This is a genomic window from Leptolyngbya sp. Cla-17 (assembly GCF_016807185.1).
Lineage (GTDB): Bacteria > Cyanobacteriota > Cyanobacteriia > Leptolyngbyales > Leptolyngbyaceae > ULC077BIN1.
The window spans coordinates 1,797,050-1,811,309 of sequence record NZ_JAEVYN010000002.1; the positions used below are offsets into that span (position 1 = coordinate 1,797,050).

Consider the following 14,260-nt stretch of genomic DNA (forward strand, 5'->3'; position numbering starts at 1 on the left):
TTTCCACTGCTTTCTTTGCAAAAAAAGGTGAGACAAGGCAACTGGGATACCACCCTTGATCATCAAGATTATATTGACTGTGGCAGATCACTAAGGCTGAGGGACTAAAGGGTGTTTTAACTGCTGGATAAAAGTTTGAATAGCCTGGTTGTATTGAGTGCCAGCGATTTCGAGTAAATCATTATGGTCGGCTCCGGCGATCGCCACTAACTGCTTGGACGATCGCACCTGGCGCAGCAAGATTTCACTGTGGCGAAAGGGAATCAGGCCATCTTGGGTGCCGTGCAAAAACAACACCGGACAGCGCACTTTTTCGATTTTGCGGAGATTATCGAAGCGATCGAAGGGGACAACCGCAATTTGGGTGATGACGCGAAAGGTGCTAGTAAAGGGGCTTTCCAGAATCAACCCAGCGATCGCTTCTCGGCTGGCAATTTCCACACTGGTGCCACTGCCCAGCGATCGCCCATAGAGAATGATTCGATTGGGTGAAATGCCGAGCGTGACGGTCAAGTAGCGATACGCTGCTTCAATATCTTGATAGGCATTCTGTTCCGAGGGTTTGCCCTGACTGGTGCCATAGCCCCGATAGTCATAGGCAAACACTGAGACTCCCAAGTTTTTTAGACGTTCCAATCGTTGGCGAATGCGCCCCAAGTCTTCGGCATTCCCATGGCTATACAGCACAGTGTAGGTTGCGGTTGGATTGGGCAGATATAGCGCTGAAATTTGTTCGCCGCTGTGAGTTGTGAGCTTCAAGATTTCTGGGCTGTCTTGATAGCTTCTAGGGCGCGGTAGAAAAATCAGCCGCTCGCCATAGAAAAAGGCAAAGGCATTTAGCGCTAGATAACCCAGCAAAAAAAGTTGCAGCATCCGTCTAAGTGGTTTTCTGATCCATACCGATCTGATTCTGCTCCTGCCCATTTGTACTCTTTGTTTTTGACCCTGAACAGGCATAAATGCTTCCCCTATCCTGTCATTTTTTCGTCTTGTTCTTTTTCAATGCCTAAGGCTTCCAATGCGGATCTAATCAGAGCGAAGTAGTGGGGTTGGCAGACATCGACTTCAATGGTTTCCGTGGACGGGTGAGTCAGGTGTCCAATCCGCTGCCCCTGCTGCACAATCAGCACTTTGCCTGCGGGATTGCGGATGCGGAGTTCTTTGCCCTGGTCGATCGCAACTAGGCGGCAGGCATAGCAGCGATCGCCGTGGACAAACTCTGCCCGTTCGCTGGCTGCGGCAACAGAGCGCCCTCCCACCAGTTCTAGTTCTAGGGAAACTTCGCCATTCCATTCATTGGTGCGGAGGCGATAGGCGATATCCATGCGAGATGGCAGAGGATAGAAATCGCCCCAACGCCACGCGATCGCGGTGATCTTTTTGGCGGGTTGCCCCACGCTTTCATCCTGGCTGAGGGTGACCTTGAGGTGCCCTTTACCAATCTTTTTTTGCTCGTGAATCCGCACATTAGCCGACCAAAACACCGGATCGGGGTTTTCCATGCCGCAGGGATGCAGCGCCTCTAGCTGGGAATAAAGACTAAAATCAATCTGTGACAAAGGAGCCTCAACATCCACAGTGACGAGCGGCTTCAAGTATTCTGGGGCAAGGGTTTGGTGAGCAAAGGTACGTAGGCGCGATCGCAAGGCTTCCAAATTTTCAGCCTTGAAGGAAAAGCCGCCTGCTGCCCGATGTCCACCGTGTTTATCTAGTAAATCCTTACAGAATTCCAGCGCTTCAAACACGTTAAATTCTGGAATGCTGCGGGCTGAGCCGCGAATGTGCTGCCGTGTCTCGTCTTCGTAGGTGCCGATGAACACAGGCACACCGTAGCGTTCCACCAGGCGCGAAGCCACAATGCCAATGACGCCGTGATGCCAATTCGGATGCACCACCAAAAACACCCAGTTCTCTTGAATATTGAAGGGTTGATTCGTGCCCTTACCGCTCTCACACAAAGCGATCGCTTCCTGTTCAATTTCTTCGCAAAGTTTCTGCCGCTGCTGGTTGATCTGTTCACACTGCATCGCCCGTTCCAGCGCCACGCCTTCATCATCGGTGATCAACAGTTCAATCACCACTTGCGGATCAGCAATGCGACCCACCGCATTGATCCGAGGCCCCAACCGAAAGCCGATCGCTTCTGGTTTCAGGTTTTTTTCGTTACTCAACCCGGATACCTGAATTAGCGCTTGCACTCCCGCTAAGCGCGATTTTGCGAGTACCTGCAAACCCTGCTTTACCCAGCGACGATTGACTCCCGTCAGCGGTGCCAAATCGGCGATCGTGCCCAGGGTAAACAGTTCCAGCAATGAATCGGTCAAATCGCTGGAACTACCCATGCTTTGCGCCAACGCTTTTGCCAAGATGTAGGCAACGCCGACCCCCGCAATGCCACGATAGGGAGAGGTTTCGGCGATCATCTTGGGATTGAGAATGGCATGGGCAGGCGGCAAAAGCGGCGGTAGATCATGATGATCCGTGATGATGACGGTGATGCCCAGTTCCCGCGCATGGGTGATCGGGTCATACGCTGCAATCCCGTTATCCACTGTAATTAGCAGCCTCACTCCTTCCTCATAGAACTCGTCGATAATTCGCCGATTGATGCCATAGCCCTCTGCCATGCGACTCGGAATCGCGTAGTCTACCTGGGCACCGAGCGATCGCAGTGCCCGCAATAACAGCGCCGTACTCGTCATGCCATCAGCATCATAATCCCCACAAATCGCAATCCGTTGCCGTGTGTTGATCGCATTAATCAACAGTTCCAGGCTGAGAGGTAAATCGGGAAAATCAGCAAGGGGCGAAGACAGATATTGCGATTCAGGGCTGAGGAACGCCTGCACCTGCTCCAACGTGGTCAAGCGACGGTTAATCAGCACTTGCGCCATCAAGGGAGACAAATCGGTTTCTTGAGCAATTTGCGTCGCCAAGTCAGCATTAGCCGCCGCAATGTGCCATCGCTGGTCAGGCACCTTAGTGGCAGATGAATTAATCAACCGGATCGCAGATGAGTCAGTCATTAAGTTGAGAAATTAGCTCTGCTTAAACCTACCTGATGAAAGCCAAAGGATGCCTACCAAATTGCAAAGAAAGGTAAAGAGTGAAATGCAAAATACGAGGTGTGAAGTGCGAAGTACGAACTTAAAACTGAAAATTTAGCGCTCGCCACTCGTTAGTTCGTTGGTAGCTCCATATTCCCCCTCCTAACCCTTTCACATCGATCGATAGCGCATTCCGGGCAGGGTTGTGATCAAGTCTTGCATTTCTAAAGTAGTGAGGGAGCCGAGAACGGTGCCGGGGGCGAGTCCGGTTTTTTGAACGAGTAAGTCGAGGGGAACGCCTTCTGGGTTAGAGAATTGGGATTCAGTGAGGGCTAGCAGAATTTGCTGCATGTCGGGCGGCAGGTTAAGGGGAATGGCTTGTTGAGCGGTGGCAGCAGGGCGATCGAGTTGGGGCAACATTCCTAGTTTTTCAATTAGTTTATCTTCTCCTAAAATCAGGTGCGCTCCTTGCTCAACTAAATTGAGGCAGCCGATCGCTTTGGGATTATCCAAACTGCCGGGTAGTACATAGACATCTCGCCCGTATTCATTGGCATAGTGCGCCGTGATTAACCCACCGGATTTTGCGGGAGCCTCCATTACCAGCGTGGCGCGACACAACCCGGCAATCACACGATTGCGGCGCGGAAAAAACATGCGATCGGGTTGGATGCCAGCGGCATGTTCACTCACCACCAGTCCATGTTTCATCACTTTTTTATACAGTTCTCGGTTGCTCCAGGGATAGACGACATCCGTACCACAGCCCAAAACAGCGATCGTCCGCCCCCCTGCTTCGATACAACTCTGATGCACTTCGGTGTCAATTCCTTCAGCTAAACCAGACACAATCGTAAAGCCATGCTTGACCAACGTTGTCGTAATCCGTCGCGTCCAGCGCCTGCCATAATCGGAAGGATTGCGGGTGCCGACGATCGCAATCATGGGTGTTACGCCGCTGAGTTCTTGTGGCTCTACAGTGCCGCGATAGTACAACATCGGTGGTGGATCGGGAACTTCCAATAGCAGCCGGGGATAGTCGCGATCGCCGGGAGTCCAAAACGTCGGGTTTGCCTGTTCATGCTGTTGCAACAGTTCTGCGGGTTGAATGTGTCGTCGTGCCTTGGCGATCGCATCCGCTGTTTGCAACCCAATCCCTTCCACTTCCAGTAAATCAGCCGGATAAGCTTCCCATGCAGCGGTTAGGGAGCCAAAATGTTTGTGCAAGCGCCGGAGTGAAATCGGGCCAATCCCATCAATTCCAGACATTGCTAGCCAAAAAGCACGTTCTTCTACCATGAGCACCCAAAAACTCCAGCCTGACGCTGCCCTACGTGAATCGAATATCCTCAATAGAGGAGTAAGGCTAGAGTGCCCTTGGGCTAAAGAAAATTCGCAATTTGGCAAGGAGCATTTGCATGGATGATCTGATTATTCGAGTGGCAACCCTACCCGATGACCTGCCCCAGGTGTTTCAAATTCGATACTTAGTGTTTCAGGTTGAACAGGGGGTTGATCCTGCATTGGAGTTTGATGGAGAAGATGAGCGATCGACTCATCTATTGGCATTTTTAAATGAAGAACCAGTGGGCACGACTCGCATTCGCTTTCTGACTCCACAAATTGCCAAGGTGGAACGGGTTGCGGTATTGCCAGAAGCAAGAGGAAAAGGCATCGGTCAACGGCTGATGGAGTATACTCTTAGCTTCGTGACTGAAAAACAGGCAACAGAAGTCTGCATGAATGCCCAACAATCGGTGCAAGTATTTTATGAACGGCTGGGGTTTCAGATAGAAGGAACCCCATTTGAGGAAGCCGGAATTCCTCATATTAAGATGAAAAAGTCGTTGCGGTAGTCGGATAAAACGGGTGTTGGGTCACGATTCCGCAGAGCAGCTTTCAAATAAAACGCACCATGCTTGGCTGAAAGGGCTACCGATTTTGGGTAGCATTTGGCTAATGAGTGCCATCATCGATCGCCTATGGCTAGCGCTAGATCATTCCGCTCCTCCCTGGGACCCAGCAGACTATCTCGCCGGTGCTCTAACCTACTGGAATGCCTTAGCCACGCCGCAATGGTTTTCTGGCAGTTGGTGGACTGATTTGTGGCTTTTATCTAGCAAAATCCCGCCATTCTTCTACATTTCCACAGCGCCGTTTCTAAATGTGTTTGGCACGGGAATCGACCAGAGTTTTTGGGTCATGCTGCTCTACAGCGCCATCTTGCTAGCAGCAGTCTACGCGTTGGGCACTTTTCTGTTTGATTGGAAAGTGGGACTATGGGCTGCGATACTCAGCACCCTAATGCCGAGCCTGTACCAATTGCGGCTTGAGTTTCTGCTGGACTATCCCCTGACCGCGATGGTGACGCTATGTTTTACCTGCCTCACGGTGTGGAGAGAAGTTAGTAAAAGGCAAAAGGACATCAGGGAATCGTCAATTGCTGAGAAAAAGGTAGAAAACCAGGACGAAGCAACCCTGATCACCAGTGACAAAATCCTATCCTCTGGCTTTTCTCTGCCTGTATCTTTTCACATATCTTCAGCTATTCGCCCCTGGCTGCTTGCCGTTCTGTTTGGCATCACTTTCGGCTTGGCGTTAATGACTAAGCAAACGTCGCTGCTGTTCATGCTGGTGCCGATACTGTGGGTGTTAGGAGAAGTTTTGTGGCGGCAAGAATGGCACCGATTAGGGCAATTTGGATTGGGATTAGTGGCATCGCTGCCGGTGTGGTTTCCCTGGTATCGCACCAATTGGCTGCTGATTTTGACATCGAGCAAACGGGCGACGATTGATTCAGCGATCGCGGAAGGGGAAGCGCCAGTATTATCGCTGAGAGGCTTGACGCTTTACCTAGCGGAACTGCCCAACATGGTGTCCCTGCCATTGCTGCTGGTGCCACTGATGGGAATTATCTGGTTTTGGCGGCGATCGCGCATGGGTAGAGGCGTGACCTCATTGAATTCGGTGGCAGCACTACGAGATCATCGCCAGCAACGCTATGCAGCCACGCAGCGATCGCTGGGCTGGCTGTTGATTTTCATCCTGGGGGCGTATGTGCTGTCTACCCTAAATCCGAATAAGGATGCTCGTTACATTGCGCCCTACTTGCCTGCGATGTCTGTGCTGCTTGCCTATGGCATGACGCTGTTTCCCAAATCTTGGCGGGTGCTGCCTTGGGCAACTATTTCCTTCGCGATCGTGCTGATGTTCAACAGTTTGTTCCCGATTTTTGTGGGGCAAGGAGCGACGCAACGGGTTTCTCGATTTTTTCCTTACCAGGGCAAATCCTATCCCCATGCCCAAGTGATTGCTGAGATTAGGCGAGCTGAACCTCATTTAATCTCTACGGTTGGAGTGCTGCCTTCCACTCCAGAACTCAACCAGCACAACATTAATTACTACGGTTTATTGGGAGATTTTCAAGTGTTTGGGCGGCAAGTGGGCGATCGCAAACGAACCATCGAAAAAGATCGGCGATCGCTCACCTGGTTCCTAACTAAAACTAACGACCAGGGAGCCATTCGCCGTCAAGATGCCCAAACAACCTTAGTGCAAGCAGTTGAACAGGGTAAAGATTTTCGACTCCATCAGACTTGGGTACTGCCAGACCAGAGCAACTTAAAGCTCTATCGCCGCAAAGTGGCAGCGGTGGAAGTGAAGGAGGCGATCGTTCAAAATCCGCAGTCTGGAGCGCAAAAGCCTGAAGCGCAAAATTCCGAAGTTGAAAACCAAGCGGCAGAAAGCATAACGACCGAGACAATTCAATCAGTAGAAAGCTCCGGCAAACTGCAAACCATCATCAATCCCCAACCCGAAGAAAAGGCTTTGGTGCGGTTAGATGAAATAACCTTACCCACTGCTGCGCCTGCGGGAATGCCAGTTCCGGTGACCTATCAATGGTCAGGCACCTGGGATGCATTGCAGCCCGGATTGGTGATTTTAACCTGGCAAAAACAAGGAGATGTAAAGCTAAAAGGAAGCACCCGCTGGCTGCATGACCACGGCATTGGCATGGGATCACTCTATCCAGCAGTACTGACAGAGAAGCAGGCAAGCCGCTGGCAAGTGACCGAGCGAATGGCAATGCTGCCCCCTGCAAATGCAGTACCCGGCATATACACGCTTGAAGCAACTTACTTGAATCGCAACACTGGCAAAACCCAAGAGATCGCCCTGCCAAACATCACCCTAAAAATAGATCCTATTGCTTCAGCTACTCCCGCACCAGAGCTAGACTTATTAACCCAACTCCGGACTTTGGCAGCAACCTTACCACAAGGGGTGAAACCTCTAGAAACAATTTCCAATGAAGTGGCTCGAATTAATCAATATGATCCAGTGCAGGATTATTTAATTCAGGTGCAACAGGCGACGGATTATCGCCTGATTCAAGAGCCAAAAAATGTTCAACATGCCTACACTTTAGCTTTAGCGAATGCCTTGCAGCGGCAAGTAAACCCCGCGATCGCTGCTCTGCAAAAAGCAACCCAGCTAGATTCGCAAAATCCCTACTCCTACGCCTATCTCGCCTTCGTTAACCTATATGACTTCCGCCCTGGTACTGCTCAAACCGCCTTACAAAGTGCGCTTAAGCTGAATCCTGCTATCCCAGAAGTGCAGGCTCTCGCCAGCATTGCTTCCCTGATGCAGGGCAATGTCATTCAAGCTTGGCAACACTTTCAGGTCTTCCAGAAAGTGCAGGGGGCGAGGAGCGAGGGGCGATCGCGACAAGTGAGTGAATCAACAGGAAACTTGCTGTAGAAAAATGGCTTATTCTAGGGAAAAATCTTCAGCAGCAAGCAAAATTTTGCCATGGTCAGGAATCCAAGCAACCCATTGATTGCTAGCTGCCTGGCATAATAACAGCGCTTCATCCTGACAAAGTTCCGTGGGGGGATTGTGGAGCTTTACCCAAGTAGAAGAGCTTAACGAGGACGGAAGCGATCGCTGAGTTTGCAGAGCTGCCGAAACCCGATGGGCAATATTCATCTGCTGCCGATGGATGTGAGTTTGAAATTCCTTTTCAAGTTTCATCACTAATCTCCTAAAAACGTGCTGCATTTTGCTTCAGTTTTTCCCAGCCTTGGCTGTACACGATTGTTGCGAGTCAGAGCGCAAAAGTGAGCAAAAGCAGATACAAAAATTCGACTTCGTATCCTATGTTACAGAAGATATCTTGAAGCGTGGGTTTTGTCGCACAACTTTACTGGATGCATCCTGTTTCGCGGTGCGATCGCTAAAAGCAATGTTTTGGCGCAAATTTTTGTTCGTTACTAAAATCCAAGCATAGAGCGATGTGCGTATGACTCTACATGCTCAATTGGGCAAATGACATCAAAGACTTGCAGTCACGCGAAGACAAGCCAGTGCTCTTCTCTGACAAAGGAATCCCAAAAGGTGTTTTCTATCTGTACCCATAGATAGAGAAATTTATTGAATATAGTAATTACTCTTAACGTGAAATCACTTATAGGTTTTGGAAGTTACTTCAAAGCCATGAAAGTGTTTAAATAATTTTTACAGGAATAACCGCATATGGCTTTTCCAAGCGTGTTTTTAGGAAGAAATGCTTCTCCCTCACGACGCACCTTACTGAGGTTGGGTCTTGTTAGTTTGGGCACAGCAATGTTGACGGGAGTTCCGAAAGCATTAATGGCTCAAACTGGCGGCATGAAGGCATTGACCTTCAATGCAGATGATGTTGGCATTCTTAACTTTGCCTTGCTGCTAGAAGAACTGGAGGCAGCTTTTTATCCAGCCGCAATTAAAAGCGGCAAGATCACCGATCCGAAAGAACTCGACTATTTGAGCGCGTTGGGCAACCAGGAAGCCGCTCACGTCAAATTTTTGCGTGATGTTTTAGCTAACAACGTCTTATTTCAAACTAGTGACTTACGCCTGAATTCATCCGGACTAACCGCCCTTCTCCGCGATCGCTCCACAATTTTGAATACGGCTGTAACCTTAGAAGATTTAGGCGTTCATGCTTACAACGGCGCAGGTCCGAGCCTGACGAATTCAACCTATCTCCTAGCGGCAGGTTCCATTGTTTCAGTAGAAGGTCGTCATGCAGCGGGAGTCAGAGCGCTTTTGGGACGATCCACTACCGAAACCGGCAGCGAGCAACTGGTAAAAGATGCTGACCTACCAGCCAATATCAACCCGTTTAAGGGGCGTGCTTACGATGAACTCTACACACCGAAGCAAGTTGTCTCTGCGGTTGGCTCTCTCAAAGTATTGAACAATCCAATTAACGGCTCGTTGGTCGCTTAACCCAAGGAAATATTGAATTATGATTTGTTTTAACTGGATGAGGCAACCGACGGTCATTACAGCACGGCTTAACCGCCGCGCTTTTGCTCTTCTGCTCAATCAATGCAGCCGCTTGGTGCGCCATGTTTTGGCTCCTGCTACAAGCGCCGTGCTGATTTTGCCTTTGTTATTGATGTCTCTGTTCTTTGCTCCTACTGCTCCTGCTTATGCTCAGAGTGCGACGATGTCTCCCCGGCAGGTGGTGGAATATGCTTTGACATTAGAAAAGCTAGAAGCTGACTTTTATCGTCGTGCCGTTGCTGCGGCTCAGAGGGGTCCACTCGCATCGGCTCCTGCTGTGGCAAAAGCAGCACTGGTTTCCTATGGTCAGGATGAAGCTCAGCATGTGACGGACCTATCAGCAGTGCTGCGATCGCTGGGCGGCAACCCAGATGCTGTAACTATTCCATCGAATCCAAATTACCGGGCTATTTTAGGACGCGATCCCTTTGCGAATCCCACTGACTTGCTGCAAGCAGGACAATATGTTGAGGACTTAGGAGTGGCTGCCTATAAGGGGCAAGTGCAAAACTTGCTGGCTGCGGGTGAAGCTGGCAAAACAGTTCTAGCTGGAGCTTTAGCGATTCATACCGTTGAAGCCCGCCATGCAGCAGGAATTCGCTTTTTGCGCCAAACCTTGCTCAATGCTGACGTGCGTCCGTGGATTAGAAACGCAGATGAAGTGATTTACAACGAGAATCGTAGCGGTTCCCCGATTCCGTTTAGCTCCGATGCGTTCGATGGTTACGCCACTGAACAGGAAGTGTTGGCGTTGGTAGGTCCAATTCTAACCGTCGCTCAACCATCCACCACGGCACCCGATCGCCCGACTGCGCCCCGCCCTCAACCCGCTTCGTCTGGAAATTCGTCTGAAAGTCCGTCTCCTGCGGTTCGAGGCTTGTGGTAAATCGCTTTTAGCGTTGACTGAACTTTTCCTTAAATTTCGTTTAAACCTTGAGTCTAAAAGACCCAAGGTTTGATTTTTATTGGGCTAGTTTTTTATTGGGCTAGCACCGTGACAGATGAACCTTTCCAATCTGTTTTCCCAGGTTCAACCCGTAAGTTTGTACACGCCGCCTCGCTCTAGTGCCCGTTGATAGGCCGGACGAGTATGAATTCGATCAAGGAAGTCCAAAAGCTTGGGTTGGCTAGCATCTAAGCCCCCTCGCGCCATCGCTACCTCAATGGGAAAGCTCATCTGGATATCGGCGGCTGTAAACTCAGTCCCCGCAAACCATGGGCTTTTCCCAAGTTCTGATTCCAAGTAACTGAGGTGCTGTGTGATCTGTGGATTGATGAAGGAACTTTTGGTCTTATTGCTAATTAGCCGTGCAACTGGTTTAACAAAAAATGGTAGAGGTTCTTGCTCAATGCGATCGAAGATCAGCTTTAACAGCAGGGGCGGCATGGCGGAACCTTCGGCATAATGCAGCCAATAGGTATATCGCAACCGCTCTGGTGTGTTGGGCAAAGGCGCGAATCGCCCTTCACCATAGCGATCAACTAGATATTCAACAATGGCTCCAGATTCCGCAACTGTCGTTGCCCCGTCCGTAATCACAGGTGATTTGCCAAGTGGGTGCACTTCACGCAAGGACGCTGGCGCTAACATCGTTTTGGGGTCGCGATCGTAATATTTGATGTCATACTCTAGCCCCAGTTCCTCCAGCAGCCAGAGTATCCGCTGAGAGCGGGAGTTGTTTAAGTGGTGAACGATAATCATCAGATTGTTGTTTCAGTGCGGGGTTTGTGTTTGCCGAAATGCTTAGCTTCTTTTTTAGAGAAAATTGTCTGCAAGACAATGCATTTTAGGTCATGCAACTATTCTGACAAAATCCTATGCTCACTCCTCTGTTAAATGTCGGGGATGCATAGTCTTAATCAGTTTCATACCTGTTAGCCCAATCGCTTTTTCAAGTTTTGGCGATCGCGCTTTGAATACCTATAAATGCTACGATCCTTGACGTTCTCGCTCTGGAAAGGACTTCACCCTATGCCATTATCAATTGGTGATACTGCTCCAAATTTTACGGTCAACGATACAAATGGGAAGCCCATTTCTCTATCTGACTATGCTGGCAAGCCCGTTGTAATTTACTTCTACCCTAAAGATGACACTCCTGGCTGCACTAAAGAGGCTTGCAGCTTCCGCGATAACTATGAGCAATACCTCAGTAAAGGCATTGCTGTGTTAGGGGTGAGCATGGATGGCGAAGATTCTCATCATGCCTTCACCGAAAAGTTCAATTTGCCGTTTCCGTTGCTGTCAGATGTGGACGGAACAGTAACCCAAGCCTATGATGTGCAGGGTGAAAAGAATGGGATGCGCTACGCTACCCGCGTCACTTATGTGGTTGGTGCAGATGGCAAGATCAGTCAAGTTTACACTTCGGTGAATACCGAAACTCACGCAGCCGACATTTTGACAGCGATCGCGCCTTAAAAATGCCCTATTCAAGCATCTTGCAATCAACGCGAGGATATCCTGTCTATTGCTTCTCCCTAGCACTTTCCCCAGGAAAGTGCTAGGGAGAGGAAAATTTGTGAGTCGTATCAAAAAAACTGCCCATAGCCTCTAGTTATTGCCTACAATCCGCAGGCGTTGGGTGACCATCGTAATGCCATCATGACGAACCACAACTGCCGATAACCAGTGTTGCTCCGAGTTGGTGGGCGCTTTGCCAACTTTGAAGATGCCTCCGGAGTTGAGCGGTTCTAGATCAACGGTGGTGGCATTGAGATAGCCTGAAGGCTTGATGGTTTCTTCCAAAGCTGCACCCAACAGCAAATCATCACCCAAAGGCTCTTGAACGATCGCGTCGAAACTAAAATTCTGACCACGATTGACCTGATTCGGCACATTTAGCTTGAGGGTAGGTGGATTGCTACCGCTGGTAATTTGACTGCGCTCATTCACAATTTCTTGACGAACCACCTTTTGATTCTCAATCCGCTGGCGTGATTCGAGGGTAGAGTCCAGCTTATATTCGCGATCTCCTTCTTGAAAGGTACCCGTGATCCGGGTGACGGTATTCGCAACGATGCCGTTGCTTTCATTCTTCCAAGATTTCAATTCAGTCTGATAGTTCAGCTTTGGGTAACGCTTCCAGAGAGAGCTTAGCGACTGTTGCAAGTTTTGGCGATTTAATCCATCGCTGCTAGAAAAATTTGAGCCATACAAATCAACAACGGTAGTCACATTCCGAGCATTGGTCGCCGCATCCATTTGAGTCAGAAGCGTGGTTAGTTGAGCGGGCGCACTACTGGCAGGATTTTGTGCTTGAGCAGCCAAAGGCAGCACAGTACTGAATAACAAGGTGGCTAAACTAAGCTTGAACATCCCTACCCGGCAGCGCTTTGCAGATTGAGAGGAAACTACTTGAGACCGAGTAGATACAGCAGGAGTGTCTATAAGGCGATCGCGAAAACGAGGGTGCATAGAACTTTAAATGTGACAAATTTTAGGAACTAGCCTACTGAAGATCAGCAGATTAGAGTCAAACATTATCTTAAGTTAACCTTAGGGCTATTGTATTAAATGGATCAGCAGGAAATCCTGTACTTTAACCGCTTTATCAAAGAACGCTGTGACCCATCCTTTGATTCAACCGCCAACCAAACGCCTGCTGATTGCGGCAAGCGGCACCGGTGGACATGTATTTCCCGCGATCGCTGTTGCTGAGGAGCTTTCTGATTATGAAATTGAGTGGCTAGGAGTGCCCGATCGCCTGGAAAAGCAATTAGTTCCGGCTCAGTATCCTTTGCACTTAGTAGATGTGGAAGGATTTCAAAAAAAAGGATTGGCAGCGGTCAAGGTGCTGCTGAAATTTGCGCGATCGTTGTGGCAAGTGCGCCAACTGCTGCAACAAGGTCGCTTTGATAGTGTGTTTACCACGGGTGGATACATTGCCGCTCCTGCTGTGATTGCTGCCCGTTCTTTAGGTATTCCTGTGGTGCTGCACGAATCGAATGCCCTACCCGGAAAAGTTGCCCGACTGCTCAGTCCTTGGTGCAATGTGGTGGCGATCGGGTTTGCAACAGCCACGACCTACTTGCCCCGTGCTCAGCAGTGTGTTTATGTCGGCACACCCGTCCGCGCTCAGTTTTTGCAAAATCCACCGCCGCCTTTGACCGACTTGCCTATTCCGGCAGAAGTTCCGCTTCTGGTGATTGTGGGCGGTAGTCAGGGAGCCGTTGCTGTGAATAAACTAATTCGCGAATGTGCCCCCACCTGGCTAGCAGCAGGCATTTGGATTGTGCATCAAACGGGCGACAATGATCCTGATGCTCAAAGCTTGCAGCATTCCCACTATTTTTCATTGCCGTTCTATACCAACATGGCGGGTCTGTTTCATCGAGCCAATCTGGTGATCAGTCGGTCTGGGGCTGGCACCTTAACGGAACTTGCGATCGCCCATACACCCTCTCTGCTAATTCCTTACCCCTTTGCCGCAGAAGATCATCAAACCTACAACGCCAATGTTTTCGCCAATGCCGGAGCCGCCAAACTCTTTCAGCAAAAAGCCCTCACCGCCACCGCTCTCACTACCGAAGTGCTGACTCTGCTAAGCACCACACCTGCCAATGTTCAAGATCTAAATCAGATGGCGACCCAAACCGCTAGCCTTGCCGTTCCCAATAGCGCCAATCGTATGGCAGTGCTAATCCGAGAGGTAAGCTAATGGCTATGTGGCCCAGACGGTTATATAGATCAACGCCTACTTTCGAGCCACAGTTGACAGTCAAATATTAGTACTCATATACTAAACCCAACCTGCCAAACCTGTTGCTTTCACCCCCAACTCTCTCCTGCTAGGAGAGGAGTGAATCTAATTTTGTTCTCTCCTATGAGATACGGATAGGATATGGCGTGTTTCCCAGAGAGTGGTCGTTGTGTC

At 49.7% G+C, this 14,260-nt stretch carries 12 protein-coding genes; 6 read left to right on the forward strand and 6 right to left on the reverse strand.

The features are described from left to right. Nucleotides 1–90: 90 nt before the first annotated feature. The 3 genes from JOY44_RS19280 to dprA form a co-directional block, all read right to left on the reverse strand. Entirely contained in the window at nucleotides 91–873 is a 783-nt protein-coding gene (locus JOY44_RS19280) for an alpha/beta hydrolase (RefSeq protein ID WP_197985574.1), read from the reverse strand. A 95-nt stretch (nucleotides 874–968) separates the two neighbouring features. Beyond that, a complete protein-coding gene (gene recJ / locus JOY44_RS19285; protein WP_171575190.1) occupies nucleotides 969–3,026 on the reverse strand; it encodes a single-stranded-DNA-specific exonuclease RecJ in 2,058 nt (685 codons plus the stop codon). Nucleotides 3,027–3,218: 192 nt separating this feature from the next. Further along, entirely contained in the window at nucleotides 3,219–4,346 is a 1,128-nt protein-coding gene (dprA, locus tag JOY44_RS19290; protein WP_171575191.1) for a DNA-processing protein DprA, read from the reverse strand. A gap of 119 nt (nucleotides 4,347–4,465) precedes the next feature. On the opposite strand from dprA, the gene JOY44_RS19295 reads away from it, so the two are divergent. Together JOY44_RS19295 and JOY44_RS19300 are read left to right on the forward strand one after the other, a co-directional pair. Continuing rightward, nucleotides 4,466–4,903, forward strand: a complete 438-nt coding sequence (locus tag JOY44_RS19295) for a GNAT family N-acetyltransferase (RefSeq protein WP_171575192.1) — start codon at nucleotides 4,466–4,468, stop codon at nucleotides 4,901–4,903. A gap of 13 nt (nucleotides 4,904–4,916) precedes the next feature. Then, nucleotides 4,917–7,811: a glycosyltransferase family 39 protein gene (locus JOY44_RS19300; protein WP_415881118.1), complete on the forward strand. Its 2,895-nt coding sequence runs from the start codon at nucleotides 4,917–4,919 to the stop codon at nucleotides 7,809–7,811. 9 nt (nucleotides 7,812–7,820) lie between these two features. Here the strand turns inward: JOY44_RS19300 and JOY44_RS19305 are convergent, their stop codons facing one another. After that, nucleotides 7,821–8,084, reverse strand: coding sequence for a hypothetical protein (locus JOY44_RS19305; protein WP_171575193.1), 264 nt, complete (start codon nucleotides 8,082–8,084; stop codon nucleotides 7,821–7,823). Between the two features lie 501 nt (nucleotides 8,085–8,585). On the opposite strand from JOY44_RS19305, the gene JOY44_RS19310 reads away from it, so the two are divergent. Together JOY44_RS19310 and JOY44_RS19315 are read left to right on the forward strand one after the other, a co-directional pair. Then, on the forward strand, nucleotides 8,586–9,323 hold the full coding sequence (locus JOY44_RS19310) for a ferritin-like domain-containing protein (protein ID WP_171575194.1): 738 nt from the start codon (nucleotides 8,586–8,588) through the stop codon (nucleotides 9,321–9,323). 37 nt (nucleotides 9,324–9,360) lie between these two features. Continuing rightward, nucleotides 9,361–10,269, forward strand: a complete 909-nt coding sequence (locus JOY44_RS19315; RefSeq protein ID WP_242541808.1) for a ferritin-like domain-containing protein — start codon at nucleotides 9,361–9,363, stop codon at nucleotides 10,267–10,269. A 144-nt stretch (nucleotides 10,270–10,413) separates the two neighbouring features. On the opposite strand, the gene JOY44_RS19320 is transcribed toward JOY44_RS19315, so the two are convergent. Beyond that, complete coding sequence (locus tag JOY44_RS19320) at nucleotides 10,414–11,085, reverse strand: glutathione S-transferase (protein WP_171575196.1); 672 nt, start codon at nucleotides 11,083–11,085, stop codon at nucleotides 10,414–10,416. Between the two features lie 270 nt (nucleotides 11,086–11,355). Here JOY44_RS19320 and JOY44_RS19325 point away from each other — a divergent pair, with 270 nt between their 5' ends. Further along, nucleotides 11,356–11,805 (forward strand): peroxiredoxin, encoded by a 450-nt coding sequence (locus JOY44_RS19325; protein WP_171575197.1) that lies wholly within the window; start codon nucleotides 11,356–11,358, stop codon nucleotides 11,803–11,805. Between the two features lie 132 nt (nucleotides 11,806–11,937). Here the strand turns inward: JOY44_RS19325 and JOY44_RS19330 are convergent, their stop codons facing one another. After that, entirely contained in the window at nucleotides 11,938–12,801 is an 864-nt protein-coding gene (locus JOY44_RS19330; protein ID WP_197985576.1) for a hypothetical protein, read from the reverse strand. A gap of 148 nt (nucleotides 12,802–12,949) precedes the next feature. Between JOY44_RS19330 and murG the strand changes: the two genes are divergently transcribed. Next, nucleotides 12,950–14,044: an undecaprenyldiphospho-muramoylpentapeptide beta-N-acetylglucosaminyltransferase gene (gene murG, locus JOY44_RS19335; RefSeq protein WP_197985577.1), complete on the forward strand. Its 1,095-nt coding sequence runs from the start codon at nucleotides 12,950–12,952 to the stop codon at nucleotides 14,042–14,044. Nucleotides 14,045–14,260: the final 216 nt, after the last annotated feature.

Bases quoted from the DNA above. Each gene is read 5' to 3' on its own strand.
- JOY44_RS19295 (WP_171575192.1), top strand. From the start codon at position 4,466: ATGGATGATCTGATTATTCGAGTGGCAACCCTACCCGATGACCTGCCC.
- JOY44_RS19280 (WP_197985574.1), bottom strand. From the start codon at position 873: ATGCTGCAACTTTTTTTGCTGGGTTATCTAGCGCTAAATGCCTTTGCC.
- JOY44_RS19310 (WP_171575194.1), top strand. From the start codon at position 8,586: ATGGCTTTTCCAAGCGTGTTTTTAGGAAGAAATGCTTCTCCCTCACGA.
- JOY44_RS19320 (WP_171575196.1), bottom strand. From the start codon at position 11,085: ATGATTATCGTTCACCACTTAAACAACTCCCGCTCTCAGCGGATACTC.
- recJ (WP_171575190.1), bottom strand. From the start codon at position 3,026: ATGACTGACTCATCTGCGATCCGGTTGATTAATTCATCTGCCACTAAG.
- JOY44_RS19330 (WP_197985576.1), bottom strand. From the start codon at position 12,801: ATGCACCCTCGTTTTCGCGATCGCCTTATAGACACTCCTGCTGTATCT.
- JOY44_RS19325 (WP_171575197.1), top strand. From the start codon at position 11,356: ATGCCATTATCAATTGGTGATACTGCTCCAAATTTTACGGTCAACGAT.
- dprA (WP_171575191.1), bottom strand. From the start codon at position 4,346: ATGGTAGAAGAACGTGCTTTTTGGCTAGCAATGTCTGGAATTGATGGG.
- JOY44_RS19305 (WP_171575193.1), bottom strand. From the start codon at position 8,084: ATGAAACTTGAAAAGGAATTTCAAACTCACATCCATCGGCAGCAGATG.
- JOY44_RS19315 (WP_242541808.1), top strand. From the start codon at position 9,361: ATGAGGCAACCGACGGTCATTACAGCACGGCTTAACCGCCGCGCTTTT.